The sequence below is a fragment of the Pseudomonas sp. CM27 genome (assembly GCF_013179515.1).
GTDB lineage: Bacteria > Pseudomonadota > Gammaproteobacteria > Pseudomonadales > Pseudomonadaceae > Aquipseudomonas.
The window spans coordinates 1-21,346 of sequence record NZ_JABMCN010000051.1; the positions used below are offsets into that span (position 1 = coordinate 1).

Here is a 21,346-nt window from a genome sequence, read left to right on the forward strand (position 1 = left end):
GCATCCACCTCTTCATGCAATGCCAGTGGCGCTTGACCAGGCACCAGCAGGCCATGGTCGGCCTTGGCCAGGAACAGCATGTCGTTGATCATCTGTGCCATCCACTGCAGCTCTTCGAGGTTGCCATGCAGTGCCTCGCGGTATTCCTCGAGGCTGCGCGGGCGGGTGAGGGTGACCTGGGTGTGGGTCAGCAGGTTGGACAGCGGCGTGCGCAGTTCGTGGGCGATGTCGGCCGAGAATGCCGAAAGCCGCTGGAAGGCGTCGTCCAGACGCTGCAGCATGGCATTCATGCTGGTCGCCAGCTCGGCAAGCTCTTCGGGCATCTGCGCCACCGGCAGGCGGGTAGTGAGCGAGCGGGCCGACACGCTGGCAGCCACCTGGCCCATCTGTCGCAAAGGGCGCAGCCCGCTGCGCACGGCCCAGGCCCCGAGCAGCGCCGTGGCCAGCGCCGACAGGCCGACGGTCAGCCAGATCAGGCGCTGCATGCCTTGCAGGAAGTGCTGATGGTGGGTGATATCGAGGTACAGGGTCAGCTGCGGTGACTGCGGGCTATCCTGTGCCAGGCGTACGGCCAGGCTGCGGTAGTCGGTACCAGGGGTGTGCAAGGTGGCAAGCCCGGCGGCTGGCGCCGGCGGCAGACCGCTGCGGCTTTCGAACCAGGTGGCGCCGTCGCTGCCACTGATGCGCAGCGCCAGGTCGGCCTGGTGGCTGAGCTCATTGCGCAGGGCAGGCAAGCGGGCCTGCAGCTCGGTGACGGCGGCAAGGCCGGCCAATTGAGTGCGAAACAGCGACAGACGCGAGTCCAGCAGTTGCTGGTCCAGTTCGACGAAGTGCTGCTCGCTGGCCCGGTTGAACAACAGACCGGCGCCCAGCGAGACGGCGGCGGTGCAGGCGGCGAACAGCAGCGCCAGGCGGCTGCCGAGGGACACCCGGCGTATCATTCGGTGCGCTCTTCGAGCACGTAGCCCATGCCGCGCACGGTGTGGATCAGCTTGTCGGGGTGTGGGTCGTCGATCTTCAGGCGCAGGCGGCGGATGGCAACCTCGATCACATTGGTGTCGCTGTCGAAGTTCATGTCCCACACCTGCGAAGCGATCAACGATTTCGGCAGCACCTCGCCCTGGCGGCGGAGCAGCAATTCGAGCAGGGCGAATTCCTTGGCGGTCAGGTCGATGCGCTGCCCGGCACGCTCTGCGCGGCGCCGGATCAGGTCCAGGCGCAGGTCGGCCAGGCCCAGGAGGGTGTCCTGGCTGGGGCTGGCGCCGCGGCGCAGCAGGCTGCGTACCCGCGCCAGCAATTCGGAGAAGGCGAACGGTTTGACCAGGTAATCGTCGGCGCCCAGCTCCAGGCCATGCACCCGATCCTGGACGGCGTCGCGGGCAGTTAGGAACAACACGGGTGTGTCCAGGCCGGCCTGGCGCACGGCCTGGAGGATCTGCCAGCCGTCACGGCCGGGCAGCATCACGTCGAGAATCAGCAGGTCGTGGTCGCCGCTCAGGGCCAGGAACTGACCGGTTTCGCCATCGGCGGCCAGTTCGGTGGCAAAGCCAGCTTCGCTCAGGCCCTGGCTCAGGTACTGCCCGGTGCGGGCCTGGTCTTCGACGATCAGCAGTTTCATGCGCTGTCCACTATCCGAGGGTTTGCTCCCACAGGGGGCGATTTGATGCTTGAAATGATACGTGACTATCCCGCGCCTCGCCCAAGCTGACAAAGTTGTAATCTGCCTGTCAGGTAGCTGCCAGTCGCCCGTGACTAAGGTGGCCTCATCCCGTTGTCTATTCCCGGAGTCATCATGAAACGCCTGTTCATCGCCGCCACCCTGGCCCTGGCCAGCCTGCCGACTGTTGCCAGCGAGGCGCAAACCTTCGCCTTTGGCGAGCCGGCCCCGGCGGCCAAGGCCACCCGCACTGTCGAAGTGCTGCTCAAGGACATTGCCTTCGAGCCCGGCAACTTGCAGGTAAAAGCCGGTGAAACGGTGCGTTTCGTGCTGATCAACGAGGGCAAGCTGCCCCACGAATTCAACCTGGGCGACAAGGCCATGCACGCCGAGCACCAGAAGGAAATGATTGCCATGCAAGGCAAGCTGTTCACTGCCGGCATGAACAACGACGGCATGGATCACGGCCAGATGAACCACGGCGGTGGCCATGCCCACGCGGGCGGCAACACCGTGCTGGTGATGCCTGGCCAGCGCGCCGAGCTGACCTGGACCTTCCGCAAGTCAGCGCCCATCGAGTTTGCCTGCAACGTGCCGGGGCATTACCAGGCCGGCATGGTCGGGGCCATGACCATCGAGTGACTTGCCCTGCAAGGCAGCGGGCAAAACCGGTAGACTAAGGGCAATTTCGAACCTTCAGGTCAGTTTCCATGCATCCCGCTGCCGAACACTCCCCGCTGGGCAAATCCAGCGAATACATTGCCACCTACTCCCCGGAGCAGCTGTTCCCTATACCGCGTGCTGCCAAGTGGGCCGAACTGGGCGTCAGTGCCCAGACCTTGCCCTGGCAGGGCGTGGATTACTGGAACTGCTTCGAACTGAGCTGGCTGCTGCCGTCGGGCAAGCCGGTGGTAGCGATCGGCGAGTTCGCCATCCCGGCCGACTCGCCGAACATCATCGAGTCCAAGTCGTTCAAGCTGTACCTCAATTCGCTGAACCAGACGGTGTTCGCCTCGCTGGGCGAGTTGCAGGCCTGCCTGGAGAAAGACCTGTCTGCCGCCGCTGGCAAGCCGGTGGGTGTGAAGGTGCGCACGTTGGCCGAGGTCGAGGCGCAGGGGGTCGAGGCATTGCCGGGGCTGAGCATCGATGAACTGGACGTTGCCATCAGCAACTACGAACAGCCGCAGCCTGAGTTGCTGCGCTGCGACCCGGAGCGGGTGGTGGAAGAGGTGTTACACAGCCATCTGTTGAAATCCAACTGCCCGGTTACCGGCCAGCCGGACTGGGGGAGCGTGGTGGTCGAGTACAAGGGCAGGGCGCTGGACCACGCCAGCCTGCTGACCTACCTGATCAGCTTCCGTCAGCATGCCGATTTCCATGAGCAGTGCGTGGAGCGGATCTACCTGGACTTGAAGAACCTGCTGCAGCCGGAGCACCTGACCGTGTACGCGCGTTATGTGCGCCGTGGCGGGCTGGATATCAACCCGTATCGCAGCACAGGGGCGATCAGCCCGCAGAACAAACGCCTGGTTCGCCAGTAACGTTCAGTAGACCCTGTGGGAGCGGGTTCACCCGCGAATTCGTCGGTGGCACCACCGCGGCATTCGCGGGTGAACCCGCTCCCATAGAGTAAGTTGGGCTGCTTTAAATGCCCATGCTGTGCAGCGAGTTGGCAATGCTGCGCAGGGTGGCGGTGAGGTCGGGGTGATCGGCTTCGAAGCGTTCCACCGCCAGGTTCACCCCGTCTACCAGGTTGTTGTCCGGGGTGGCTTTTTCAAGTTTCAGTTGCGCTTCGATCTGGCGCGCTTCTTCGTGCAGCGCGGCCAGCTCTTCTTCCGAAAGCGGTACGTTGCGGTCCAGTTGCTCGCGCAAGCTGTTCAGGCGCTCTTGCAATTCGCGGGCAGGCATTGGCTGTTCTCCATCAATGGCTTGGCTAGCCATGGACCTCAGCGAAGCGGCAAAGGTTCTGGCTTGTCTTCAGCGTAATCCACCTGCCGCTGCTTTGCATGATCCGCGTCAACAGTGCTGTATCAGGGTTTTTCACCTTTGCGCCGGCGCAGGGCGATGTCCTGCAGGCAGGTGTCCAGGGCTTCCAGGTGGTCGATCACCGAGTGCACGCCCAGGCCGAACAGCTGTAGCGTCGCCTTGCCGCGGGCCAGGTCTTGTTCCTGTGTGGTCATGGTTCGCCATTGCTGCGAGCTGCGGTCACAGAATGGGCTGCAGGCGGCCAGGCCCACTGTCCACAACCCTGCGTTAAGGCCCGACTGCAGCAGCTGCGGGTCGCCGCTGACCAGTACGCAGCCGTCGAGGCGTTCGCTGTCCAGGCTCATAAGGGCCTGCCAGCAGGCGTTCGGCGCGGGCCAGCGCACGCCGTTGACCGAGTGCCCAGGCAGCCAGTCGGGCAGTACGTGGGCCAGCCGCTTGCTCTGGCTGGTAGTGAGGTCATCCAGCCAGATGCACGGTACCTGGCGCTGACGCAGGCCGGCGAGGGCGGCCAGGGCGCCGGGGGCAGGCGAGGGGTTGCCATTGGCGGCCTGCACCAGGCAGCCGCGCAAGCCGAACAGCACAGCGGTGAAGGCGGGTGCAGCGTCCATGGCAACGTCCCCCAAATAGTCCGCAGGCTATTCGGTGATTGTTACCGCTCTGTGACAGCGGGCCGGGTGCAACAGTTGTTCACAAAATATTGAGCAAAGTTGTGTAAAGCTGTTTATCAGCCCGCAAGCCTCTATACTGCGGCCTTACCAGCAGCGCGACCCGTTGCGCTTGCGGCCTAGAAATTCGATGGAGAAACACCTATGCGTAGGATCGGTGCCAGTGTGATCGAACGAGTCACCCAGGCCTGTGTCTGCGCCAGCATGCTGCTGGCGCCCGTGGCAGCCACCCAGGCAGCCACCGAGGAAGATCCCTGGGAAGCGGTCAACCGCCCGATCTTCCGCTTCAACGACACCGTCGACACGTATGCCCTCAAGCCATTGGCCAAGGGCTACCAGGCGGTTACCCCGCAGTTCCTCGAAGATGGCATCCACAACATCTTCCGCAACCTCGGTGACGTCACCAACCTGGCCAACAACGTGCTGCAGCTCAAACCCCATGCGGCGGGCGTTGACACTGCGCGGCTGATCGTCAACACCACGTTCGGCCTGGGCGGCTTCTTCGATGTGGGCACCAAGATGGGCCTGCAGCGTAATGACGAAGACTTTGGACAGACCTTGGGCTACTGGGGTGTGCCAAGCGGCCCGTACGTGGTCATCCCGCTGCTGGGCCCAAGTACGGTGCGTGACGGCGTGGCGAAGTACCCGGACAGCTACACCAGACCTTACCGCTACATCGACCATGTGCCGACCCGCAACTCGATCTTTGCACTGGACGTGATCGACACCCGCGCCAGCCTGTTGTCGGCCGAGAAGCTGATTCAGGGTGACAAGTACATCTTCATTCGCAATGCCTACCTGCAGAACCGCGAGTTCAAGGTCAAGGATGGCGAGGTCGAAGACGACTTCTGATCATGCGCCTGGGGGCTGCGGCCCCAGGCTTAATGCATCGCCAGGATGCGCAAGCCGAATTTCTGTTGCCCGCCCGGCTGGTCGGCAATCCACACCACCTCGGTGCTGGCATGCAGCCCCTTGAGTGCCGGGTGGTCGGAATCGATCCGCACCTCTACCTGATCCCTTATCTGAAAACGCAGCGGCGCCTGCACCTGCATGCCACCGCTGGACAGGTCCAGGCACACCGCTGTGATCACCTGGCCTTCGTGCAACAGGCTGACCTCGGTGTCGATGCGCATGCGGATGAAATCGCGTTTCTCGCTATGGCGGGAGGGCGTGTTGGGCATGCTGCATCCTTCTCATCGGGTTGCGCTGGTCGACTTTCTTATAACTCCCGGTGATTTGCCCTGTAAAGAGCGGCTAGGTCGACCCTTGCATGCTTGAAACGCCTGGCGGATGGGAGTACCGTCTGCGCCTTACAAGGTCGCTCTCACAGTTGCCGGGCAGGTGTTCTTGTCCTACAACTCAAGTAGAGTGTGACCCTAGAGAATTCCCGTAGCTGGCCGTCTGCCTTGCCGACACCGCTGCACCAACCCAAATCGGCGCCGTTCGCCCACATGCAGAAAACCAGTGCAACGCTGCTGATCATCGATGACGACGACGTGGTCCGTGCGAGCCTCGCCGCGTATCTTGAAGACAGTGGCTTCAGCGTCCTCCAGGCCGGTAACGGCCAGCAGGGCCTTCAGGTCTTCGACGAACACCAGCCTGACCTCGTGATCTGCGATCTGCGCATGCCGCAGATGGGCGGCCTCGAACTGATCCGCCAGGTCAGCGAGCGTGCGCCGCAGTTGCCGGTGATCGTGGTGTCTGGTGCCGGCGTCATGAGTGATGCGGTGGAAGCGTTGCGCCTGGGCGCCGCCGATTACCTGATCAAGCCGCTGGAAGACCTGGCCGTGCTCGAGCATTCGGTACGCCGCGCCCTCGACCGTTCGCGCCTGGTGCTGGAAAACCAGCGCTACCGCGACAAGCTCGAAACTGCCAACCGTGAACTGGAAGCCAGCCTGCACCTGTTGCAGGAGGACCAGACCGCCGGTCGCCAGGTGCAGATCAACATGCTGCCCGAAAGCCCCTGGATGGCAGGTGATTTCGCCTTCGAGCACCAGATCATCCCGTCGTTGTATCTATCCGGTGATTTTGTCGATTACTTCCGCGTGGACGAGCGGCGCATTGCTTTCTATCTTGCCGATGTTTCCGGGCATGGCGCGTCGTCGGCCTTTGTCACCGTGCTGTTGAAATTCATGACCACGCGCCTCATGTTTGATCTCAAGCGCAGCAAGATGCGCGAGTTCAAGCCGTCGGAAGTGCTCAGCCACATCAACCGCGGCCTGATCAACAGCAAGCTGGGCAAGCACGTCACCATGGTCGGCGGGGTGATCGACGAAGAGTCTGGTCTATTGACCTACGCCGTTGGCGGCCACCTGCCGTTGCCGGTGCTGCACACCCCCGAGCACACCCGCTACCTTGAAGGCCGCGGCCTGCCGGTAGGGTTGTTCGATGAGGCCACCTACCAGGACCTGGTGGTGGAGCTGCCGCCGCAGTTCAGCCTCAGCCTGATGTCCGATGGCATTCTGGACCTTTTGCCGGGTGCCACGCTCAAAGATAAAGAAGCCGCCTTGCCGGAAATCGTCAGGGCAGCAGGTGGCAGCCTGGATGGGCTGCGTCAACGATTCGGATTGGCTACGCTTGGGGAGATGCCGGATGATATCGCCCTATTGGTGTTGAGCAGGAACCTTCAATGAGTACCGGTAGAATCCAGTTCGCCGAACAGAGTGGTACCTTCGTACTGAAGTTTGTCGGTGAAGTGCGCCTGACCCTGTGTTCGGCGCTGGATGCGACGATCGAGAAGATATTCACTGCGCTGAACTTCTCGGCGATTGTCATCGACCTGACCGAAACCGAGAGTATCGATAGCACTACTCTGGGCCTGCTGGCCAAGCTGTCGATCCTGTCGCGGCAGAAGGTAGGGCTGCTGCCTACGGTTGTCACCACCAACCCGGACATTTCCCGGTTGCTGCAGTCGATGGGCTTCGACCAGGTGTTCAATATCGTTGATCGCCCGATACCGTGCCCGGAATGCCTGACCGATCTGCCGTCTCAGGACCAGAACGAAGATGTCGTGCGGTCCAAGGTGCTCGAAGCGCACAAGATTCTCATGGGCCTGAACGATTCCAACCGTGAAGCCTTCCATGACCTGGTCAATGCGCTGGAACGGAGCTGATCGCTAGCCTGTGCTTGCATTGTTGCGGGCACAGGCAATCTGATTTTCCGCGCCTGGCTAGTCCCGAGCAACAAACTCGGTCGCCTCACGTCCCCCCGCGTCCAGCTGGTAAACCCGTGCCGGTCGCCCCTGTTCGTCGAAGAACACCTGCCCCAACCCCGCACCATTCCACAACCGCTCCCCGGCCTTGCTGTGGCTGGGCGTACGCGGCAGCACCTGCATTTCGCGCCGCTTGGTAAACCAGTTCAGCGGCGAGCGCGGTGAATAGAGCCAGCGGTTGAGCCGATCCAGTACATCCAGCAGCCGGCGCGGGAATTCGTTCTTGATCCCGCTACTGGTCACCTGCCACAAGTGCGGGCTGCGCTGGCGATGACGGATCAGCACCTCGTAGACGAACGAATAGTGCACATCCCCGGACAACACCACGTAGTGCCCTGGCGTACGAGAGTGGCGGAAGATATTGAGGATTACCTGCGCCGCTCCCCGGTGCGCCATCCAGTTTTCGGCATCCACCAGCAGCGGGTAGCCCAGCCAGCTGAACGCTTTCTGCACCGTTTCGATGAGTTTTACCCCAAAAATCGGTGCGGGCGACACGATGATCGCCGACGGATGGTCCAGCAGCGCTTGCTGCAGCTCGCTCAGCGCCTCCCAGTCCAACAGCCCGGACGGCTTGGCCAGGCTGCTTTCGCTGCGCCAGCGGCGGGTGCGGGTGTCCAGCACCAGCAGCGGCGGCTCAGTGGGCAGGCTGAACTGCCAGCCCTGAAAACGGAGCAGCTCGCCGATCAGTGCGTCCTGAGACTGGCTGTTCAGCGTCTGGCACTGTTCGACCAGTGGCTTGCAGCCGTCGGGGTCATTGCCCCAGGCCTGACAAAGCAGGTAGCCGAGCAGGGCATTGCCGATGATCCGCCGAGAGAACGGGTGGCCGTAGGCGGTTTCCTCCCACTGTGCCGAGAGGTTCCAGTCGTCGGTGATGTCATGGTCGTCGAAGATCATCAGGCTGGGCAGGTGAGCCATCACCCGTGCCACCTGGTCGAGGTTGTCGGCAAAGCCCTGGATCAGCGGCAGTTCCTGCTGATATCGGGCCTGGCGCTGGTCGTTGAGGCCGATGGGCATCTGCAGGTCCACCAGCTGCCGAGGCACAGGCGACCACACCAGCAGGTACATGGCCATCACTTCGGCGAAGGTCACCAGGTGGTTGTCGGCGTTGCTGGACGAGAAGATCGGCTTGCGCTTGCCACCAAAAAAGCGCTCGCGCAGGTTGTCGTTGACGGCCTGCGCCGGCAGCAGGTCGGCGCGGTGATAGTAGCTGGCGGGGTGCTGGTACAGCGCCTGGCTGTCGGGCACCACTGCCCCCTCCAGTGCTTCGTCGAACAGGCCCAGGCGCCCGATCAGGCTGTGGATGGCGCGCAGCATGGGGCCGGCGACATCGTCGGCGTATACCTGGTCGCCGGTCATCAGCAGCACGGCCGGGCGGTCTTCGGGTTTTGCACAAGTCTGCAGCAGGCGGTCGGCGCACAGCAGGCCGTCGGTGGCGGGGTGGTGCGGTTTGCGGCAAGAGCCGTGCAGCAGCTGGTCAAGTCGCTCGCGCAGCACCAGGCTGGGGCGCTGAGTGCCGGGGTAGAGCAGGTGCGGCGCCCAGCTGGCGATGCCTTGGCCGTAGAGCAACAGGTCATAGTCGAGCAGCTGGTTGCAGGGCAGCGGCTGCGCGAAGTGGATATCCAGCAGGTGGATGAAGGCGTGCCGGCCGACCGGGACGATCTGGCAATCGACCCGGGCCTCGCCTGCCGAGCAGGTGAATGCCGGTTGCAGCGGCTGGCTGGCGACCAGCCAGATGGCCAGGCGTTGGGGTTCCAGGCGGCGCAAGACCGGGCCGGCGAGTACAAGGGGGAGTGGGGCAGAGGGAGTCATCGAAAGCTCGGGTGGCTTATCGGGCCTCTTCGCGGGTAGATACGCCCTGCAGGGGCTTTCTCAGGCCTGTGGGAGCGGGTTCGCCCGCGAAGAGGCCCGGGATTCAAAACACGACTAAGGCCGGCGAAACAAAACGGGCGGAAAATGCTGAACATTTCCCGCCCGCCAGGCAAACCCGAAATGTATCAGGTTTTTTCAGCCATCAACTTCTCCAGCTTCTCCTGGTCCCGCGCAAACTGGCGGATACCCTCGGCCAGCTTGTCGGTGCCCATGGCATCTTCGTTCATCGCCCAGCGGAACTGGCTTTCGTTCAGCTGCTGTCTCGCCTCGCCGGCATTGCCCGGCTTGAGCACCCGTGGCAATTCACCCTGGTCATCGCTCAGTTGCTGCAGCAGCTCGGGGCTGATGGTCAGGCGATCACAGCCTGCCAGTTGCTCGATCTGGCCAATATTGCGGAAGCTGGCGCCCATGACCACGGTGTCGTAGCCATTGGCCTTGTAGTAGTTGTAGATACGCGTGACCGACTGCACGCCTGGGTCCTCGGCGCCCACGTATTCCTTGCCGGTGCTTTTCTTGTACCAGTCGTAGATACGGCCGACGAAGGGCGAAATCAGGAATACCCCGGCATCCGCGCAGGCCTGCGCCTGGGCGAAGGAGAACAGCAGCGTGAGGTTGGTCTGGATGCCTTCCTTTTCCAGTTTCTCGGCGGCGCGGATGCCTTCCCAGGTGGACGCCAGCTTGATCAGTACGCGGTCGCGGCCAACGCCGGCCGCTTCGTACAGCTCGATCAGCTTGCGCGCCTTGGCCAGCAGGGCAGGCTCATCGAACGACAGGCGGGCATCCACCTCGGTGGAAATACGCCCCGGGATGACCTTGAGAATGCCCGAGCCCACGGCTACCGCAAACTTGTCGCAGGCCAGGTCGACATCACCCTTGGCATCGCTTTTCACCTGCTTGAGCAGGTCGGCGTAGCCGGGGATGGCGGCGGCCTTCAGCAGCAGCGACGGGTTGGTGGTGGCATCCACCGGCTTCAGCCGGGTGATGGCATCCAGGTCCCCGGTGTCGGCGACCACGGTGGTGAACTGCTTCAGTTGTTCCAGCTTGGAAGTCATGGGCGTGCTCTGTCCTGTGCATTTACTCGACATTACCCGAGCCCCGACGGCCGCTCAAGGGCCTGCGGAACAGGGCTGGCCGGCGACGGCCGTTGCGAGAGGTGAACATTCGAGTCACAAGCTGCCACGAGGTTCCGCCGTCCATCCACCGCGTCGCCTGGCAAGCGTGATTACCGCCCCTGCAACAACTCCACCGCCTCGTCAAACACCGCCAGCGGCTGCGCCGCCTTGTGGATGTCCGCCGACAGCAGCTGGCGGAACCGCCGCGCGCCCTTGAACCCCTGGGCCAGCCCGAGGATATGCCGGGTAACGTGATGCATCGCGCCACCGCTTTCCATGTGCGCAACGATATAAGGCCGCAACTGCGCCAGCACCTCGCTGCGGCTGACCACCGCCGCCCCGCTGCCGAACAGCTGCTGGTCCACTTCGGCCAGCAGGTAAGGGTTGTGGTATGCCTCGCGCCCCAGCATCACGCCGTCGAAGGTTTCAAGGTGCGCCTGGCATTCGGCCAAGGTCTTGATACCGCCGTTGAGCACCAGCTCCAGGTCCGGAAAGTCAGCTTTCAGCTGCGCCGCCACGTCATAACGCAGTGGCGGCACCTCGCGGTTCTCCTTTGGCGACAGCCCCTCCAGGATCGCGATGCGCGCATGCACGGTAAAGCTCCGGCAACCGGCCTCGCGTACCTGGCCAACGAAGTCGCACAGCTCGGCATAGCTGTCGCGGCCATTGATGCCGATGCGATGCTTGACCGTGACCGGCGTCGACACCGCATCCCGCATGGCTTTCACGCAATCGGCAACGAGGCCTGGGTGAGCCATCAGGCAAGCGCCGATCATGTTGTTCTGCACCCGGTCACTCGGGCAGCCGACATTAAGGTTGACCTCGTCGTAGCCGGCTTCTTGCGCAAGGCGCGCACAAGCGGCCAGGTCGGCCGGGACGCTACCGCCCAGCTGCAGGGCCAGCGGGTGCTCGGATATATCGTGGCGCAGGAAACGGTGGGCGTCGTTGTGCAGCAGGGCACCGGTGGTGACCATTTCGGTGTAGAGCAGGGTGTGTTTGGAGAGCAGGCGCAGGAAGAACCGGCAATGGCGGTCTGTCCAGTCCATCATCGGCGCAACAGAAAACCGCCTTACTACCGTATCTACTGGGCGGGCCGCGTTTTCTGGTGTTTCGGGGTGCATTCTGGTTTCTCTCATTATCTATCGTTTACTACCTTTTTTGCTTATTCTCAAAAGCTCGTTGCTGAATTTCAGCAAAGGCAATTGGGGATTTAGCAAATGGGCACCATCACAACCCGCAAAAGGAAAGACGGGTCGACCACCTACGACGCCCAGATCAGGATCATGCGCAAGGGCGTGAAAGTCTATCAGGAAAGCCAGACCTTCGATCGTAAGACTACGGCTCAGGCCTGGATCAGGAAGCGCGAGGCTGAGCTGCACGAGCCGGGCGCGATCGAGAAGGCGAACCGCAGCGGTGTGACGGTCAGGCACATGGTCGAGAAATACCTCGATCAGTACGAAAAGCTGCGGCCGCTGGGCAAGACCAAGCGCGCCACGCTGCTGGCCATCAAGGAAACCTGGCTGGGAGACGTGGTCGACAGCGAGCTGACAAGCCAGAAGCTGGTGGACTATGCCATGTGGCGCATGGAGAACGACGGCATCCAGGCGCAGACCGTGGGCAACGACTTGGCCCATCTCGGCGCCGTGCTGTCTGTGGCCAGGCCGGCGTGGGGCTATGAGGTCGACCCGCACGCGATGCCGGATGCGCGGAAGGTTCTGCGCAAGATGGGCGCCGTCACCCGAAGCCGCGAGCGCAACCGCCGACCGACCCAGGATGAACTGGGCAAGATCCTGACGTACTTCGAGGAGATGCGTGACCGCCGCAAGCAGGAGATCGACATGCTGCGCGTGGTGCTGTTCGCGCTGTTCTCCACTCGTCGCCAGGAAGAGATCACCAGGATCCGCTGGGATGCGCTCAACGAGAAGGATCAGTCGGCGCTGATCACCGACATGAAGAACCCAGGCCAGAAGTATGGCAACGACGTCTGGTGCCACATGCCGGACGAGGCGTGGCGAATCCTGAAGTCCATGCCGCGTGTTGCTGACGAGGTGTTCCCGTACAACTCAAGGTCGATCTCGGCATCGTTCACCAGGGCCTGCAACTTCCTGGAGATGGACGACCTGCATTTTCACGACCTGCGCCATGATGGCGTGAGTCGGCTATTCGAAATGGGGTGGGATATCCCGAAGGTGGCCTCTGTTTCCGGTCACCGGGATTGGAACTCGATGCGGCGCTATACGCACCTGCGGGGGAATGGCGATCCATATAAAGGATGGGAATGGATCGAGAAGGTGATAACGGGCCCCGTGATCGAGGCCCAGAAGAGGGTCAAGAGACGCGTCGAAGGCCTCGACCCATGAGCTTGTCGTGCTCGGTCTTGGCCTTCTGGTGCTGATCGTCGAGGTAGTTGGCTAGGTCGTTCAGGTGCACCCCGCGGGCTGACTTCTGGCTGCTCTCCATGCAGACCAGCGGTAGGTTGATCTCGCCCCGGGCGACCTTGCCCTTCATCTTCTCCGGGGTCAGGTGGCTGAAATAGTCGAGGCACACGCGCTCGAGCGGGATGATTGCCTGGCCGCCGTACTGGGCCATGAGCAGGAAATGGGTGTTCATGTGAGCCTCCTCAGGCCAAAAAGTGGTGTCCGACCTGCGCCGCCCTGGCGGCTTCCTCGGTGCGGAACATGATCTGGGTTTTGCTGGTGCGGCCCCAGCTGTCGTATTCCAAGTCGACCCTCCAGGCGCCGAACTTGCGGTACGGCTCGCCGAGGATCTTCGTGACGTAGCAGTCGATCACGTTCATGGATGGTCTCCACGCCGCCGGTGGCGGCAGGTTTGTCGTCAGGCAGTGCCTTGGGCGATGGTCTGCTCGAAGCGCGCTGCCAGCTCGGCGTTGACCTCGGCCTTGGCCAGGCTGTCAGCAGTGCCTTTGGCGCGGTGCAGGGTTTCGTACTTGCGCAACTGGGCAGCGGCATCGATCAGGTCAGCCAGAAGCAGTGGCGCCGCGGCGATCAGCTTGGCGTTGGCCTTGGTCTGGTCGCCGTTGATCCAATCGCCCGAATCGCTATCGCCATCCTCATCGATGACCATCACGTTGCAGATGGCGATCTGCTCGTGGCGATCAACTGGCGAGACGTAGATCGGGGTTTTGTCGCTGGACTCAACGAACCAGGGGCCGGGCGTGTGTTTGGTCATGGCAATAGCTCTCCATGCCCGCGCATGTCGGCGGGTTTGAGTTGTTTGAGGGCAGTTGGTTAGAGCAGGTGGGCACCGGCCTCAAGCAGGCCGTCGCGATCCTCGCGGAGGTTGTCGCGCTCTTTGGCCAGGCGCTGGATCTCGCGGTGCAGGTACTGGGCGATGGACTCGCCGCAGTGCAGGTCGCCAGGAATGGCGTGGCCTTTGAGTGCGGCCTCCAGTTCGTTCAGGGTGAAGTGTTCGATCATGGCGCCACCTGCTTGCGGTAGCCGGCGTCGAATAGTTGCTCAGCCATCAGCCGGCGATCACCCATCGTCCCGGCTAGGATGTGCGTGTCTGAGAGCATCAGCTCGATAACGTTTTCGCGCACCTCCGCCGCGATCTGCTCTGGCGTGCGTAAGGGGCGGATTTCATGCGATTCGGTCTTCCCCCACCGCCCGTCTTCCATATCGAAGAACACCGTCTTGTCTCGAACAGCAAAGACCGTCACCTTGTTCCACTGCAGGTAGTGGCTCATGCAGCCCTTGATCTCGCATACCGTCCCTTCCGGGGGAAGGCCCTCACCATTCCAGCGATCAGCGCGAGGCGTGATGTACTGGACCTGGCCGCGCGTGAAGTTGTGCCGGTGATCGCCAGTGCCGCCGCCATAGGGATAGGCGCGATCCTCGGCGCCGACTACGGCGTACTGGTCCATGTTGATCCACACCTCGGTGATGCCGTGATGGGCGACCAGGCCGTGCCCATCCGCCCATTCTGGCGCCTTGCTCCAATCGATCTTGCTCACAGCTGATACCTCTCATCAATCCAGCGCCCAGGCGACAGTGCGGGTGTAGGTTCGGGTTGTGTTTCGTGCGGGGAGAGCTGGCGCTGGTTGTCGGCCTGCAGCTGGCTGTCGGGGATGCAGCTGATGCCGCCCTTGTAGTAGTGGCCGCTGTAGACCCAGCAGGTGACCGCGCGCTTGTCGTCGTGGATCACCTCGACATTGGGGGTGACCTGTTCTGCGCTGGCGCCGGTGGCCAGCAGCAGGAGGCAGAGGGCGAGGCGGGTCATGATTTGCTCCCGATCGATGCCGCCGCCTCGACGATAGCTCGGCGAGTTGCGCGGAATGGATCATCGCCATGGTAGATGTCGAACTCGCCAAAGCGCTCGGCATCCACGACGGTGTACGGGTCGGTATCGCCGTCGAAGGGTTCGACGATGTGGATCTGGATGCCCAGGCGGTCGCCCCGGCCCATCAGCACGGCCAGGCGCAGTGCGTCGCCATCGTTGATCAACGGATTCCAGTGAGCACGAACACCCGACTGACCTTTCAAGCGGAAAGGCCACTTTGGATCGCGGCAAGTGCATGGCTCGATCTCAAGCTGTGCGGCCTTGGCGGCCAGCTTGAGCAGTTCAAGATCGCGTTCGTCTACTTCGGACACAGGCATTCCTTGGCCGCCATATCGCGGCAGTGAATAGAGGGGAGAGGGGTTACAGCTGCCAGGAGTACATCTGTACTCAAGTGGTCAGGAGGGCTTGTGATTCAGGGCGGCGCGGGCGGTTTGCAGGTGCCCCGTCAGGCTGTTGATGCAGGCCTGGTACTCGGCTTCATCACCTTCCATAGCCAGTTTGTAGCCGTGCATCACTCCATTTCGGTATGCGGCGTCAGCGGCAATGTCCGACCGATCATCTTGATCGCCTAGAGCGATCGGCTTTGCGCCGGGGGAAAGAATGGCCGCGGTGCGCGTAACAATTCGATATGCCTTGTCCGAGACATTTACCTCGCCAGTGCAATTGGCCGTGTGCCAGTCCTCTAGCAGCGCATCCCGCCCGGCCAGCTGGGCGCGCAGCCTGCCGGCCTCAGCCCCAAGCTCATCACGCTCTTCGTTGAGGTCGCGAATGATCTGTGACAGCCGCTCAACCTCGCCAGGATCAGCGCGGGTGTAGAGCGGCCCCAGCTTGGCGATTTCTTCGAGGCAGGCGTTCCAGCCGCCGTTATAGCAGTCGGTTAAGACATCACTATCTTCATTGCTGTCACGCTTACGACCAGGCAGCCCCACCGGCTCGCCCTGGTGCTGCTCGGCTCGCCCGATTGCGGTCATCGGCCCCAGCCCAACAATCGGTAGCCCAGTCTCCGCCGCATCCCGCTCTGCCTCTTCTTTGGTCCACCAGAAGGCAGTGTCAACCATCCACGCTATCGGCTCGGCGTGGGGCTGCGGGGTTGGCTGGGCAAGGGCAGCCCGCAACTCAGGAAGCGCGCCCAGTGCTGTTGCTGTGTTCTTCCCGAGGTCAAGGCGCTCAAGCAGTTCGCGCGGCACGCTGACCATCTCTGTGTTGCTGGATCGGTTTTCTGTGGGCATGGGTAACTCCGGAAGTCAGTCGAAAAGGTGCTCGCGGCGCCCAGTCTCTTGGAAGTGCAAGTCCTGAATGGTCTGCTGCTGGTCGATGGTGAACATCGGGTTACAGGTAGTGCAGTGGCCGGCAATCTTGATGGCCTGGAACGAAAGCGTGATGGATGAGTAGTCCCGATAGCAGGATGGGCACTTGATCGAGTCGCTTTCGCAGCACAAGCGCGCTTCGTCCTCGCCGTCATGGATGGTCTTGCATGCCGGGCATTCGAACATCTCCTCCACTTCTGGCTGGCAGCATTCCCGGGCTCCATCTTCATCGTCGTGGATGTCGCCACAGGAGCCGCACTTGTAGAGCGTCCTGATCTGAATCTTCATGGTGCCTCCAGGCAGGCGCCGCCCTCGCCGGGGAGGCGTTATCGTTGAATAGGGGAAGGCGCTGGCGGTCAGCGCTGGAGGGTCAGGCCCGTTCTGCGAGCAGGATCAGGCCGGTGTCGTCCGGGTCGTCGCCGAGTTCCAGGCCCGGCGCCCGCAGCTCGCGGCTCAGCCTGAACTGGTCGAGCTTGCGCACCACAGAACTCGATAGCTTGATTTCGTGGCGCGGAGCACTGAGGAAGTGGCGGGCCGCTTCAGGCCCTAATTCATGGATGCGGTGGATCAGCAGGGTCATGGCCTCGCCGTTTTCCTCGACCTCGGCCCATTGCATTATCTCGGCCAGGGCTTGGCGGGTGCCGGCGCGGGCTTTCATTCGCAGGTCTTCAATGCCGGCCTTCGCCTCTTTGATCTTGCGCTTTTCGTCACGCTGCTGCTGCGTCAGAGCCATCATCGCCTCCATTGCGCACAAAGCTGGCGCCCGGCCCGATATCGAGCAGGTCGCACATCCGGTTGATGATCTTGAGCGCGGCAGCAAACACCTGGGCGTCGTCCGGCTCGCGGGCCAGGCGCTTCATGTTCGGCTGGTGCTCGAGGCAGACCTTGTCGACCAGGCGCCGGGCCAACCTGCGCAGGTGGTCGGCACTGTCGTGGAAGCGCAGGCTCAGCGCAAAGGCCAGGGCCACATCGTCAGGCCGGTACTGGCCGCCGCTGCGGGTGTTGTACAGCTTCTTGACCGGCCGATTCATCCAGGCCGGCAGGGTCACGACTCCAGAGGGTGCTTTCTGCATTTCGCTTCTCCGATAGGCCGCTTGGCGGCAGGTGGAACTGTTCTTGCCGACGGCGCTGGCGGACCAAGGTGCTGACGCGCCTCATGGGTGGCACGCCTCAATCGGCGTTTTCTTCGTCGAGGCTGACGGCATGACCACCAGCAGGCGCCTGCTGCCCCGGTATACGCCCCAAGGCTGGCCGGTGGATCTGGCCATGGCCGCCGCATATTTCACGGCGGGAGCTGGCTGGGCGATCGTGGCGATCATGCGCCCTCCAGGTAGCGGAGGGGCCGGAACGGAATATCGTCATCGAAGCTGTCGTGGTCCGGGCCGTTCGTGCCCTGCTGGTTCTGCTGCTGTGGCGCCTGGCGCTGCTGTTGGTACTGCTGGCGCTGTGGCTGCTGGCGCTGCTGCTGGGGTTGGCGCTGCTGTTGCTGCTGTCCGCCGCCCTGGTTATCGGGCCGGCCGCCGAGCAACTGCATGGTGCCGTTGATGTCGACCACGACCTCGGTGGTGTAGCGCTTGATTCCGTCTTTCTCCCATTCGCGGGTCTGCAGCTTGCCTTCGATGTAGCACTGCGAGCCTTTGCGCAGGTACTCGCCGGCGATCTCGGCAACCTTCCCGAACAGCGATACCCGGTGCCATTCTGTCCGCTCGACCTTCTGACCAGACTGCTTGTCTGTCCACTGCTCGCTGGTAGCCAGGCTCAAGGTGGTTACCGCGTTCCCGTTGGGCAGGTAGCGGACCTCGGGATCCTGGCCACAGGTGCCGACCAGGATGACTTTGTTTACTCCGCGGGCCATGGTGTCTCCTAGCGCTGAAGCGCTTTGCGAACGAACGGGTCGAGATCAGGTTGGTTGAGCAGCCACCGGCGGTAGTCGGCCGGCAGGTCGCTGAACTTGGCGCCGCGGTGCTTGCCGAATCCGATCACGGTCGGAATGCGGGCATCTTCCGAGATCGTCCACAGCTCTTCCCAGTCGGTCACGGGGCGGCCCAGCTCGGCGGCCAGGGCGTCGAGGATCTTGACCAGCAGAAGGCGGCAGTTTTTCACGTCGTCCAGGGAGGCATGGGCGTTGCGCAGGAGGCCCGGCGCTTGCTCTCGGTAGTGCAGGTATATCATCGCCGATTGCGAGTGGCTGTCTGCGTCAGGCCACAGGCGACGGCTCAGCGCTGCGGTGCAGATGCGCTTGAGCGCCGGCTGACCGATGACGCCCCAGTCGTAGTCGACGTTATGGCCGATCAGGTACTCGATATCGGCTGGCAGGCGGAACCCGGTGTGGTCCGGGCAATCAGCCAGTTCCTCGTCGAGGATGTGGCTGGTGGCCAGGGCGCCGAGTTCGATCGCTTTGGCCGGCTTGTAGCGCTGGAGAAACTCGGTGGCCACCTGCAGGCTAAGAGTGTCTACCAACTGCAGATATGCGGCCTCGACCAACTGTGGGTCGTTCAGGCCAGTGGTTTCGCTGTCGAAGATGCAGGCATTCATGCCGATTGCTCCTGAGGGGTAAGTTCGAACTTGCGTTGGTCCTTGGCGGCATTCAGCTGCGCAAGAAGGTGAGGGGAATGCTCAAGAGCGCGATAGGCTGCGGAGAACACGCTCTGCAGTTCCTGCATCGTCTCCGTCAGGGGGATCTTCGACAGCGCGTCCTCCAGCGCCGCGGCCTGCAGTTCGGCCTGCGACTTTCCATCGTCCAGCCAAGCGAGTAGGCGACAGCCGGTGTCCGGGCTGACAACCTCCGGCTGCTCGAAGAGCCTGGTGCGGTCCTTGGTGGCAACGGCAACGTTGCCGTCGTGAACCAGGTCGAGCACCACAGTAAATTCGTAATCCGATCCGTCACGCTGCTCCGACTTCATGCCGAGCTTGAGGATCTTCTTGCCTTCGCCCTGGACCGTCTCGGTCTTGCTGCGCATGGTGCAGATGATGTGCAGCGGGCTGGTGAGGATGGTGTCGACCAGCTTGCGGTGGCGCGGCGTCGTCTCGTTCCAGGCCGACCATGTGTTGCCCTTGTAGCGCTGCTTGGCGATCGTGTCGTTGATCTCCAGGCATCCGCCGGAGCCGACCCACTCGTGCGAGTAGCTGTCGATGATCAGCGTCGAGTAGCCACCGGCCTCAGCGGCCTTGATGGCGTCGATGTAACGCTCTGGCGAATACGGCGCGCTCAGCCCCATGACGTCGAAGTCAGTGAGGTCGGCGTACAGCGATGCGCTCTCGTGTTCGGTATCGATCACTGCGATCTTGCCGCCCAGGCCCATGGCCAATAGCAGGGCGGAATAGGTCTTGCCAGATCCAGATGGGCCGGTAAGTGCGAGCCGTAGCCTTGCCTGCTTACGTTCGGCTTTCTTGAACATGGGGATGCCCTCAGCTCGGTTGGTTGTCCCACTGCCGCTCAATGCGAGCGGCCTCTTCTTCGTACTCTTTGCGATCCTCGCCCTGGTACCGCTCAGGCGAGAACGCTCCGACCGTCATCCAGTCGAACTGGGCGGCCAGGCGGGGTGTGGTGTTCATGGATACCTCAGGAGGTGATGCGGTCGGCGTATGCGCTGGCGATCATCCAGGCGGTGCACAGGGAGAGGGTGATGAAGCTGCCGCGCCACATGGCGAACCGACGCGCTCGTTGATAGTCGGTCATGGCCGCACGCGGACGGCGATGCGCCTCCCCTTCATGGTTGCGCTGAGCTGGCGGCGGAGACTGGCTACCGGCGTGTCGCGCGGCAGGCCAATGACCTCGTTAAACGGAAGGCCGAAACTGATCACCGCCAGGGTGCGCTCGATCTGCTCAAGCTGCTCATCGATGAGCGATTTCACGATTGGCGTTGTCATGCCAGCCTCCTGCACTGCCGCTCCCACTGCTGGTGGTCGTTGGCGATCATGCGGTCGCGCCGAGCAATGAAGTGGTTGCGAAGCGGCAGATCAATTGCACCGGTCAGGTGCGCCAGGTCGATCGCCATTTCGATCTCGCCTTCCAGGCGGGCCTGCCCACTTGGCGAGGATGAGCCATTGCGCATGGCTTCCAGCCGGGCTTCGATAATGCTGATCACGTCACGCTGAGTGGATAGGTTCATGCAGTCCTCCGGGCGGCGCTTGAGCCGCACATGGCTTCCATCTTGTCGAGTGCCGAGGCAATGACCCGGCGGCTTTCAGCCCGCTGGCGCTCGTCGCGCTCGCGGATGTTCCTGTTCCAGGCCTCGTTGTTCGCCCGGGCCTGCTCCGAAGTGATGTGGTCAGCCCAGCTGGTGTCGCCGAACAGACGCATCTGGCGGTCGACCTCGCGCGCCTGGGCGCTGTCTGCGTACAGCTCATGCTCAAGAGACATGGTCGCCTCCAGGTGGTGGGTTACTCGGTGGGTGGGGTGAGGTGTGGCTGCCAGTGCGTCACGCGGTGCTCGAAACGTGAGCCATCGCCATAACGCCAGTCGATGCCGTTCCAGTAGAGGAAGCGGGCGCCGTTGAAGGCGCTCTGTGCTTTTCGTGCTGGCGTGTAGGCGATGACCCAAGCCTTTCCGCCACCCTTGGGCAGCTGAGGCATGCGTTCAGAACACTTGATCCAGTCGCTCATGGCTTCACCCGGGCGGCGAGCATGGCGTCGGCGAGCTCGTAGGACTGCTCTGCAATGGCTTTAACATCGCAGCCCCAGTTGTCGTCGTGAGCGCAGATACCTTGCATAGCTCGGACAGCGAAGTAGTCGCGCAAGGATGCTTGCGTGCTAGACCCGGCAGCTCGTTTAGCGCTGCTGCTTTCGTAGGCTCCTACGGCGGCGTCCATGATCCTTTGATCGCTGAGGAAGCCCTTCACCTCGCTGATCCGAAAAATCATCTGCATCTTGTTTTTCTTGATTGGCTCAGGAAACCCCGGGGTGTTCCTCCAGCGCCAAAATGTGGAGCGAGCGATTTCAAGCTCACGGCAAATCTCTGCCGGAGTTCGCAGGTCGGGATCTTTAGTCATCAATGACTCCGTGCAACCGCATTTGCCAGGAGCCAGGCGAAGGTGACCAAACCCACCGTGAAAGGTGGCCTGGCGCCTGCCAATGCGGTCGAAGTGAAGGGAAGGGGTGCAGGCGGTGAGCGCTACCTCACATGCATCTGGTCTGGCCGGGCGGCCCCGGATTCGCCTGCGGTGAACGTCGATTAAGTTGATGGTGGTGAGCATTACGTCGCATAAGGCTCACGGTGATGCGCTTTAAATCGATGAAAA

The 21,346-nt window shown here is 62.6% G+C and carries 35 protein-coding genes; 6 read left to right on the forward strand and 29 right to left on the reverse strand.

All coding sequences use genetic code 11. The annotated features are described in order from the left end of the window. Positions 1-941 (reverse strand): heavy metal sensor histidine kinase (locus HP547_RS08740; RefSeq protein WP_172286065.1); only part of this gene is annotated, 941 nt, incomplete at its 3' end. Next, on the reverse strand, positions 938-1,618 hold the full coding sequence (gene cinR / locus HP547_RS08745; RefSeq protein ID WP_172218514.1) for a two-component system response regulator CinR: 681 nt from the start codon (positions 1,616-1,618) through the stop codon (positions 938-940). The genes HP547_RS08740 and cinR, both read right to left, overlap by 4 nt. Before the next feature lie 174 nt (positions 1,619-1,792). On the opposite strand from cinR, the gene HP547_RS08750 reads away from it, so the two are divergent. Further along, complete coding sequence (locus tag HP547_RS08750) at positions 1,793-2,299, forward strand: plastocyanin/azurin family copper-binding protein (protein ID WP_172218512.1); 507 nt, start codon at positions 1,793-1,795, stop codon at positions 2,297-2,299. A 68-nt stretch (positions 2,300-2,367) separates the two neighbouring features. Then, the gene (queF, locus tag HP547_RS08755; protein ID WP_172218510.1) at positions 2,368-3,198 is read left to right on the forward strand and encodes an NADPH-dependent 7-cyano-7-deazaguanine reductase QueF; all 831 of its coding nucleotides are present in this window, start codon (positions 2,368-2,370) and stop codon (positions 3,196-3,198) included. 103 nt (positions 3,199-3,301) lie between these two features. On the opposite strand, the gene HP547_RS08760 is transcribed toward queF, so the two are convergent. Further along, positions 3,302-3,565: a DUF4404 family protein gene (locus tag HP547_RS08760; RefSeq protein WP_172218508.1), complete on the reverse strand. Its 264-nt coding sequence runs from the start codon at positions 3,563-3,565 to the stop codon at positions 3,302-3,304. 122 nt (positions 3,566-3,687) lie between these two features. Further along, the gene (locus tag HP547_RS08765) at positions 3,688-4,251 is read right to left on the reverse strand and encodes a phosphonoacetaldehyde phosphonohydrolase-related protein (protein ID WP_172218506.1); all 564 of its coding nucleotides are present in this window, start codon (positions 4,249-4,251) and stop codon (positions 3,688-3,690) included. Positions 4,252-4,452: 201 nt separating this feature from the next. Between HP547_RS08765 and HP547_RS08770 the strand changes: the two genes are divergently transcribed. Next, positions 4,453-5,160, forward strand: a complete 708-nt coding sequence (locus tag HP547_RS08770) for a VacJ family lipoprotein (protein WP_172286066.1) — start codon at positions 4,453-4,455, stop codon at positions 5,158-5,160. A gap of 29 nt (positions 5,161-5,189) precedes the next feature. Here the strand turns inward: HP547_RS08770 and HP547_RS08775 are convergent, their stop codons facing one another. Continuing rightward, positions 5,190-5,489, reverse strand: a complete 300-nt coding sequence (locus HP547_RS08775; RefSeq protein ID WP_172286067.1) for a PilZ domain-containing protein — start codon at positions 5,487-5,489, stop codon at positions 5,190-5,192. Positions 5,490-5,759: 270 nt separating this feature from the next. Here HP547_RS08775 and rssB point away from each other — a divergent pair, with 270 nt between their 5' ends. Both rssB and rssC read left to right on the forward strand, forming a co-directional pair. Next, positions 5,760-6,941, forward strand: coding sequence for a two-component system response regulator RssB (gene rssB / locus HP547_RS08780; protein WP_172218540.1), 1,182 nt, complete (start codon positions 5,760-5,762; stop codon positions 6,939-6,941). Next, positions 6,938-7,420, forward strand: coding sequence for an anti-sigma factor antagonist RssC (rssC, locus tag HP547_RS08785; RefSeq protein WP_009686305.1), 483 nt, complete (start codon positions 6,938-6,940; stop codon positions 7,418-7,420). Before rssB ends, rssC begins: the two co-directional genes overlap by 4 nt. A gap of 57 nt (positions 7,421-7,477) precedes the next feature. Here the strand turns inward: rssC and HP547_RS08790 are convergent, their stop codons facing one another. From HP547_RS08790 to dusA, 3 genes are all read right to left on the reverse strand, one after another. Next, positions 7,478-9,328 carry an alkaline phosphatase D family protein gene (locus tag HP547_RS08790; protein ID WP_172286068.1) on the reverse strand — a complete coding sequence of 617 codons (1,851 nt, stop codon included), beginning with the start codon at positions 9,326-9,328 and terminating at the stop codon, positions 7,478-7,480. A 185-nt stretch (positions 9,329-9,513) separates the two neighbouring features. Next, entirely contained in the window at positions 9,514-10,440 is a 927-nt protein-coding gene (gene tal, locus HP547_RS08795; RefSeq protein ID WP_172218500.1) for a transaldolase, read from the reverse strand. Positions 10,441-10,610: 170 nt separating this feature from the next. Continuing rightward, positions 10,611-11,621: a tRNA dihydrouridine(20/20a) synthase DusA gene (dusA, locus tag HP547_RS08800; RefSeq protein ID WP_172286098.1), complete on the reverse strand. Its 1,011-nt coding sequence runs from the start codon at positions 11,619-11,621 to the stop codon at positions 10,611-10,613. A gap of 96 nt (positions 11,622-11,717) precedes the next feature. Between dusA and HP547_RS08805 the strand changes: the two genes are divergently transcribed. Further along, a complete protein-coding gene (locus HP547_RS08805) occupies positions 11,718-12,860 on the forward strand; it encodes a site-specific integrase (protein ID WP_172286069.1) in 1,143 nt (380 codons plus the stop codon). Here HP547_RS08805 and HP547_RS08810 read toward each other — a convergent pair. The 21 genes from HP547_RS08810 to HP547_RS08910 all read right to left on the reverse strand — a co-directional run bounded on the left by HP547_RS08810 (position 12,829) and on the right by HP547_RS08910 (position 21,097). After that, a complete protein-coding gene (locus HP547_RS08810) occupies positions 12,829-13,110 on the reverse strand; it encodes a pyocin activator PrtN family protein (RefSeq protein ID WP_172286070.1) in 282 nt (93 codons plus the stop codon). The two genes, HP547_RS08805 and HP547_RS08810, sit on opposite strands and share 32 nt — an antisense overlap. Before the next feature lie 10 nt (positions 13,111-13,120). Further along, on the reverse strand, positions 13,121-13,297 hold the full coding sequence (locus tag HP547_RS08815) for a hypothetical protein (RefSeq protein ID WP_172286071.1): 177 nt from the start codon (positions 13,295-13,297) through the stop codon (positions 13,121-13,123). Positions 13,298-13,335: 38 nt separating this feature from the next. Continuing rightward, positions 13,336-13,689, reverse strand: coding sequence for a hypothetical protein (locus HP547_RS08820; RefSeq protein WP_172286072.1), 354 nt, complete (start codon positions 13,687-13,689; stop codon positions 13,336-13,338). A 59-nt stretch (positions 13,690-13,748) separates the two neighbouring features. Continuing rightward, on the reverse strand, positions 13,749-13,937 hold the full coding sequence (locus HP547_RS08825; RefSeq protein ID WP_172286073.1) for a hypothetical protein: 189 nt from the start codon (positions 13,935-13,937) through the stop codon (positions 13,749-13,751). Further along, complete coding sequence (locus tag HP547_RS08830; RefSeq protein WP_172286074.1) at positions 13,934-14,473, reverse strand: hypothetical protein; 540 nt, start codon at positions 14,471-14,473, stop codon at positions 13,934-13,936. Before HP547_RS08830 ends, HP547_RS08825 begins: the two co-directional genes overlap by 4 nt. Continuing rightward, positions 14,470-14,739, reverse strand: coding sequence for a hypothetical protein (locus HP547_RS08835; protein ID WP_172286075.1), 270 nt, complete (start codon positions 14,737-14,739; stop codon positions 14,470-14,472). The genes HP547_RS08830 and HP547_RS08835 overlap by 4 nt, the downstream gene beginning before the upstream one ends. Then, positions 14,736-15,110 (reverse strand): hypothetical protein, encoded by a 375-nt coding sequence (locus HP547_RS08840; protein WP_172286076.1) that lies wholly within the window; start codon positions 15,108-15,110, stop codon positions 14,736-14,738. Before HP547_RS08840 ends, HP547_RS08835 begins: the two co-directional genes overlap by 4 nt. Before the next feature lie 84 nt (positions 15,111-15,194). Then, positions 15,195-16,028: a hypothetical protein gene (locus HP547_RS08845; protein ID WP_172286063.1), complete on the reverse strand. Its 834-nt coding sequence runs from the start codon at positions 16,026-16,028 to the stop codon at positions 15,195-15,197. A 15-nt stretch (positions 16,029-16,043) separates the two neighbouring features. Further along, complete coding sequence (locus HP547_RS08850; protein WP_172286077.1) at positions 16,044-16,394, reverse strand: hypothetical protein; 351 nt, start codon at positions 16,392-16,394, stop codon at positions 16,044-16,046. 82 nt (positions 16,395-16,476) lie between these two features. Then, positions 16,477-16,851 carry a hypothetical protein gene (locus HP547_RS08855; RefSeq protein ID WP_306140072.1) on the reverse strand — a complete coding sequence of 125 codons (375 nt, stop codon included), beginning with the start codon at positions 16,849-16,851 and terminating at the stop codon, positions 16,477-16,479. Then, positions 16,814-17,179: a hypothetical protein gene (locus tag HP547_RS08860; RefSeq protein WP_172286078.1), complete on the reverse strand. Its 366-nt coding sequence runs from the start codon at positions 17,177-17,179 to the stop codon at positions 16,814-16,816. Before HP547_RS08860 ends, HP547_RS08855 begins: the two co-directional genes overlap by 38 nt. An 81-nt stretch (positions 17,180-17,260) precedes the next feature. Beyond that, positions 17,261-17,425: a hypothetical protein gene (locus tag HP547_RS08865; RefSeq protein WP_172286079.1), complete on the reverse strand. Its 165-nt coding sequence runs from the start codon at positions 17,423-17,425 to the stop codon at positions 17,261-17,263. Next, on the reverse strand, positions 17,422-17,961 hold the full coding sequence (locus tag HP547_RS08870) for a single-stranded DNA-binding protein (RefSeq protein WP_172286080.1): 540 nt from the start codon (positions 17,959-17,961) through the stop codon (positions 17,422-17,424). Before HP547_RS08870 ends, HP547_RS08865 begins: the two co-directional genes overlap by 4 nt. Before the next feature lie 8 nt (positions 17,962-17,969). Further along, on the reverse strand, positions 17,970-18,641 hold the full coding sequence (locus HP547_RS08875; protein WP_172286081.1) for a 3'-5' exonuclease: 672 nt from the start codon (positions 18,639-18,641) through the stop codon (positions 17,970-17,972). Then, on the reverse strand, positions 18,638-19,504 hold the full coding sequence (locus HP547_RS08880; protein WP_172286082.1) for an ATP-binding protein: 867 nt from the start codon (positions 19,502-19,504) through the stop codon (positions 18,638-18,640). The genes HP547_RS08875 and HP547_RS08880 overlap by 4 nt, the downstream gene beginning before the upstream one ends. 10 nt (positions 19,505-19,514) lie before the next feature. Next, positions 19,515-19,661: a hypothetical protein gene (locus tag HP547_RS08885; protein ID WP_172286064.1), complete on the reverse strand. Its 147-nt coding sequence runs from the start codon at positions 19,659-19,661 to the stop codon at positions 19,515-19,517. A gap of 120 nt (positions 19,662-19,781) precedes the next feature. Then, positions 19,782-19,976, reverse strand: a complete 195-nt coding sequence (locus HP547_RS08890) for a hypothetical protein (RefSeq protein WP_172286083.1) — start codon at positions 19,974-19,976, stop codon at positions 19,782-19,784. After that, positions 19,973-20,218: a hypothetical protein gene (locus HP547_RS08895; protein ID WP_060709516.1), complete on the reverse strand. Its 246-nt coding sequence runs from the start codon at positions 20,216-20,218 to the stop codon at positions 19,973-19,975. The genes HP547_RS08890 and HP547_RS08895 overlap by 4 nt, the downstream gene beginning before the upstream one ends. After that, positions 20,215-20,469: a hypothetical protein gene (locus HP547_RS08900; protein ID WP_172286084.1), complete on the reverse strand. Its 255-nt coding sequence runs from the start codon at positions 20,467-20,469 to the stop codon at positions 20,215-20,217. Before HP547_RS08900 ends, HP547_RS08895 begins: the two co-directional genes overlap by 4 nt. A gap of 20 nt (positions 20,470-20,489) precedes the next feature. Beyond that, positions 20,490-20,711, reverse strand: a complete 222-nt coding sequence (locus tag HP547_RS08905; RefSeq protein ID WP_172286085.1) for a DUF551 domain-containing protein — start codon at positions 20,709-20,711, stop codon at positions 20,490-20,492. Beyond that, positions 20,708-21,097: an AlpA family transcriptional regulator gene (locus HP547_RS08910; protein ID WP_172286086.1), complete on the reverse strand. Its 390-nt coding sequence runs from the start codon at positions 21,095-21,097 to the stop codon at positions 20,708-20,710. Before HP547_RS08910 ends, HP547_RS08905 begins: the two co-directional genes overlap by 4 nt. Between the last annotated feature and the right edge of the window lie 249 nt (positions 21,098-21,346).

Coding starts and splice junctions, on each gene's coding strand:
- HP547_RS08825 (WP_172286073.1), bottom strand. CDS start 13,937: ATGATCGAACACTTCACCCTGAACGAACTGGAGGCCGCACTCAAAGGC.
- cinR (WP_172218514.1), bottom strand. CDS start 1,618: ATGAAACTGCTGATCGTCGAAGACCAGGCCCGCACCGGGCAGTACCTG.
- dusA (WP_172286098.1), bottom strand. CDS start 11,621: ATGCACCCCGAAACACCAGAAAACGCGGCCCGCCCAGTAGATACGGTA.
- HP547_RS08880 (WP_172286082.1), bottom strand. CDS start 19,504: ATGTTCAAGAAAGCCGAACGTAAGCAGGCAAGGCTACGGCTCGCACTT.
- rssC (WP_009686305.1), top strand. CDS start 6,938: ATGAGTACCGGTAGAATCCAGTTCGCCGAACAGAGTGGTACCTTCGTA.
- HP547_RS08820 (WP_172286072.1), bottom strand. CDS start 13,689: ATGACCAAACACACGCCCGGCCCCTGGTTCGTTGAGTCCAGCGACAAA.
- HP547_RS08805 (WP_172286069.1), top strand. CDS start 11,718: ATGGGCACCATCACAACCCGCAAAAGGAAAGACGGGTCGACCACCTAC.
- HP547_RS08850 (WP_172286077.1), bottom strand. CDS start 16,394: ATGAAGATTCAGATCAGGACGCTCTACAAGTGCGGCTCCTGTGGCGAC.
- HP547_RS08900 (WP_172286084.1), bottom strand. CDS start 20,469: ATGTCTCTTGAGCATGAGCTGTACGCAGACAGCGCCCAGGCGCGCGAG.
- HP547_RS08905 (WP_172286085.1), bottom strand. CDS start 20,711: ATGAGCGACTGGATCAAGTGTTCTGAACGCATGCCTCAGCTGCCCAAG.
- HP547_RS08810 (WP_172286070.1), bottom strand. CDS start 13,110: ATGAACACCCATTTCCTGCTCATGGCCCAGTACGGCGGCCAGGCAATC.
- HP547_RS08870 (WP_172286080.1), bottom strand. CDS start 17,961: ATGGCCCGCGGAGTAAACAAAGTCATCCTGGTCGGCACCTGTGGCCAG.
- HP547_RS08895 (WP_060709516.1), bottom strand. CDS start 20,218: ATGAACCTATCCACTCAGCGTGACGTGATCAGCATTATCGAAGCCCGG.
- queF (WP_172218510.1), top strand. CDS start 2,368: ATGCATCCCGCTGCCGAACACTCCCCGCTGGGCAAATCCAGCGAATAC.
- HP547_RS08885 (WP_172286064.1), bottom strand. CDS start 19,661: ATGAACACCACACCCCGCCTGGCCGCCCAGTTCGACTGGATGACGGTC.
- HP547_RS08835 (WP_172286075.1), bottom strand. CDS start 14,739: ATGACCCGCCTCGCCCTCTGCCTCCTGCTGCTGGCCACCGGCGCCAGC.
- HP547_RS08775 (WP_172286067.1), bottom strand. CDS start 5,489: ATGCCCAACACGCCCTCCCGCCATAGCGAGAAACGCGATTTCATCCGC.
- rssB (WP_172218540.1), top strand. CDS start 5,760: ATGCAGAAAACCAGTGCAACGCTGCTGATCATCGATGACGACGACGTG.
- HP547_RS08770 (WP_172286066.1), top strand. CDS start 4,453: ATGCGTAGGATCGGTGCCAGTGTGATCGAACGAGTCACCCAGGCCTGT.
- HP547_RS08760 (WP_172218508.1), bottom strand. CDS start 3,565: ATGCCTGCCCGCGAATTGCAAGAGCGCCTGAACAGCTTGCGCGAGCAA.
- tal (WP_172218500.1), bottom strand. CDS start 10,440: ATGACTTCCAAGCTGGAACAACTGAAGCAGTTCACCACCGTGGTCGCC.
- HP547_RS08765 (WP_172218506.1), bottom strand. CDS start 4,251: ATGGACGCTGCACCCGCCTTCACCGCTGTGCTGTTCGGCTTGCGCGGC.
- HP547_RS08750 (WP_172218512.1), top strand. CDS start 1,793: ATGAAACGCCTGTTCATCGCCGCCACCCTGGCCCTGGCCAGCCTGCCG.
- HP547_RS08790 (WP_172286068.1), bottom strand. CDS start 9,328: ATGACTCCCTCTGCCCCACTCCCCCTTGTACTCGCCGGCCCGGTCTTG.
- HP547_RS08875 (WP_172286081.1), bottom strand. CDS start 18,641: ATGAATGCCTGCATCTTCGACAGCGAAACCACTGGCCTGAACGACCCA.
- HP547_RS08815 (WP_172286071.1), bottom strand. CDS start 13,297: ATGAACGTGATCGACTGCTACGTCACGAAGATCCTCGGCGAGCCGTAC.
- HP547_RS08890 (WP_172286083.1), bottom strand. CDS start 19,976: ATGACAACGCCAATCGTGAAATCGCTCATCGATGAGCAGCTTGAGCAG.
- HP547_RS08845 (WP_172286063.1), bottom strand. CDS start 16,028: ATGCCCACAGAAAACCGATCCAGCAACACAGAGATGGTCAGCGTGCCG.
- HP547_RS08910 (WP_172286086.1), bottom strand. CDS start 21,097: ATGACTAAAGATCCCGACCTGCGAACTCCGGCAGAGATTTGCCGTGAG.
- HP547_RS08855 (WP_306140072.1), bottom strand. CDS start 16,851: ATGGAGGCGATGATGGCTCTGACGCAGCAGCAGCGTGACGAAAAGCGC.
- HP547_RS08865 (WP_172286079.1), bottom strand. CDS start 17,425: ATGATCGCCACGATCGCCCAGCCAGCTCCCGCCGTGAAATATGCGGCG.
- HP547_RS08860 (WP_172286078.1), bottom strand. CDS start 17,179: ATGCAGAAAGCACCCTCTGGAGTCGTGACCCTGCCGGCCTGGATGAAT.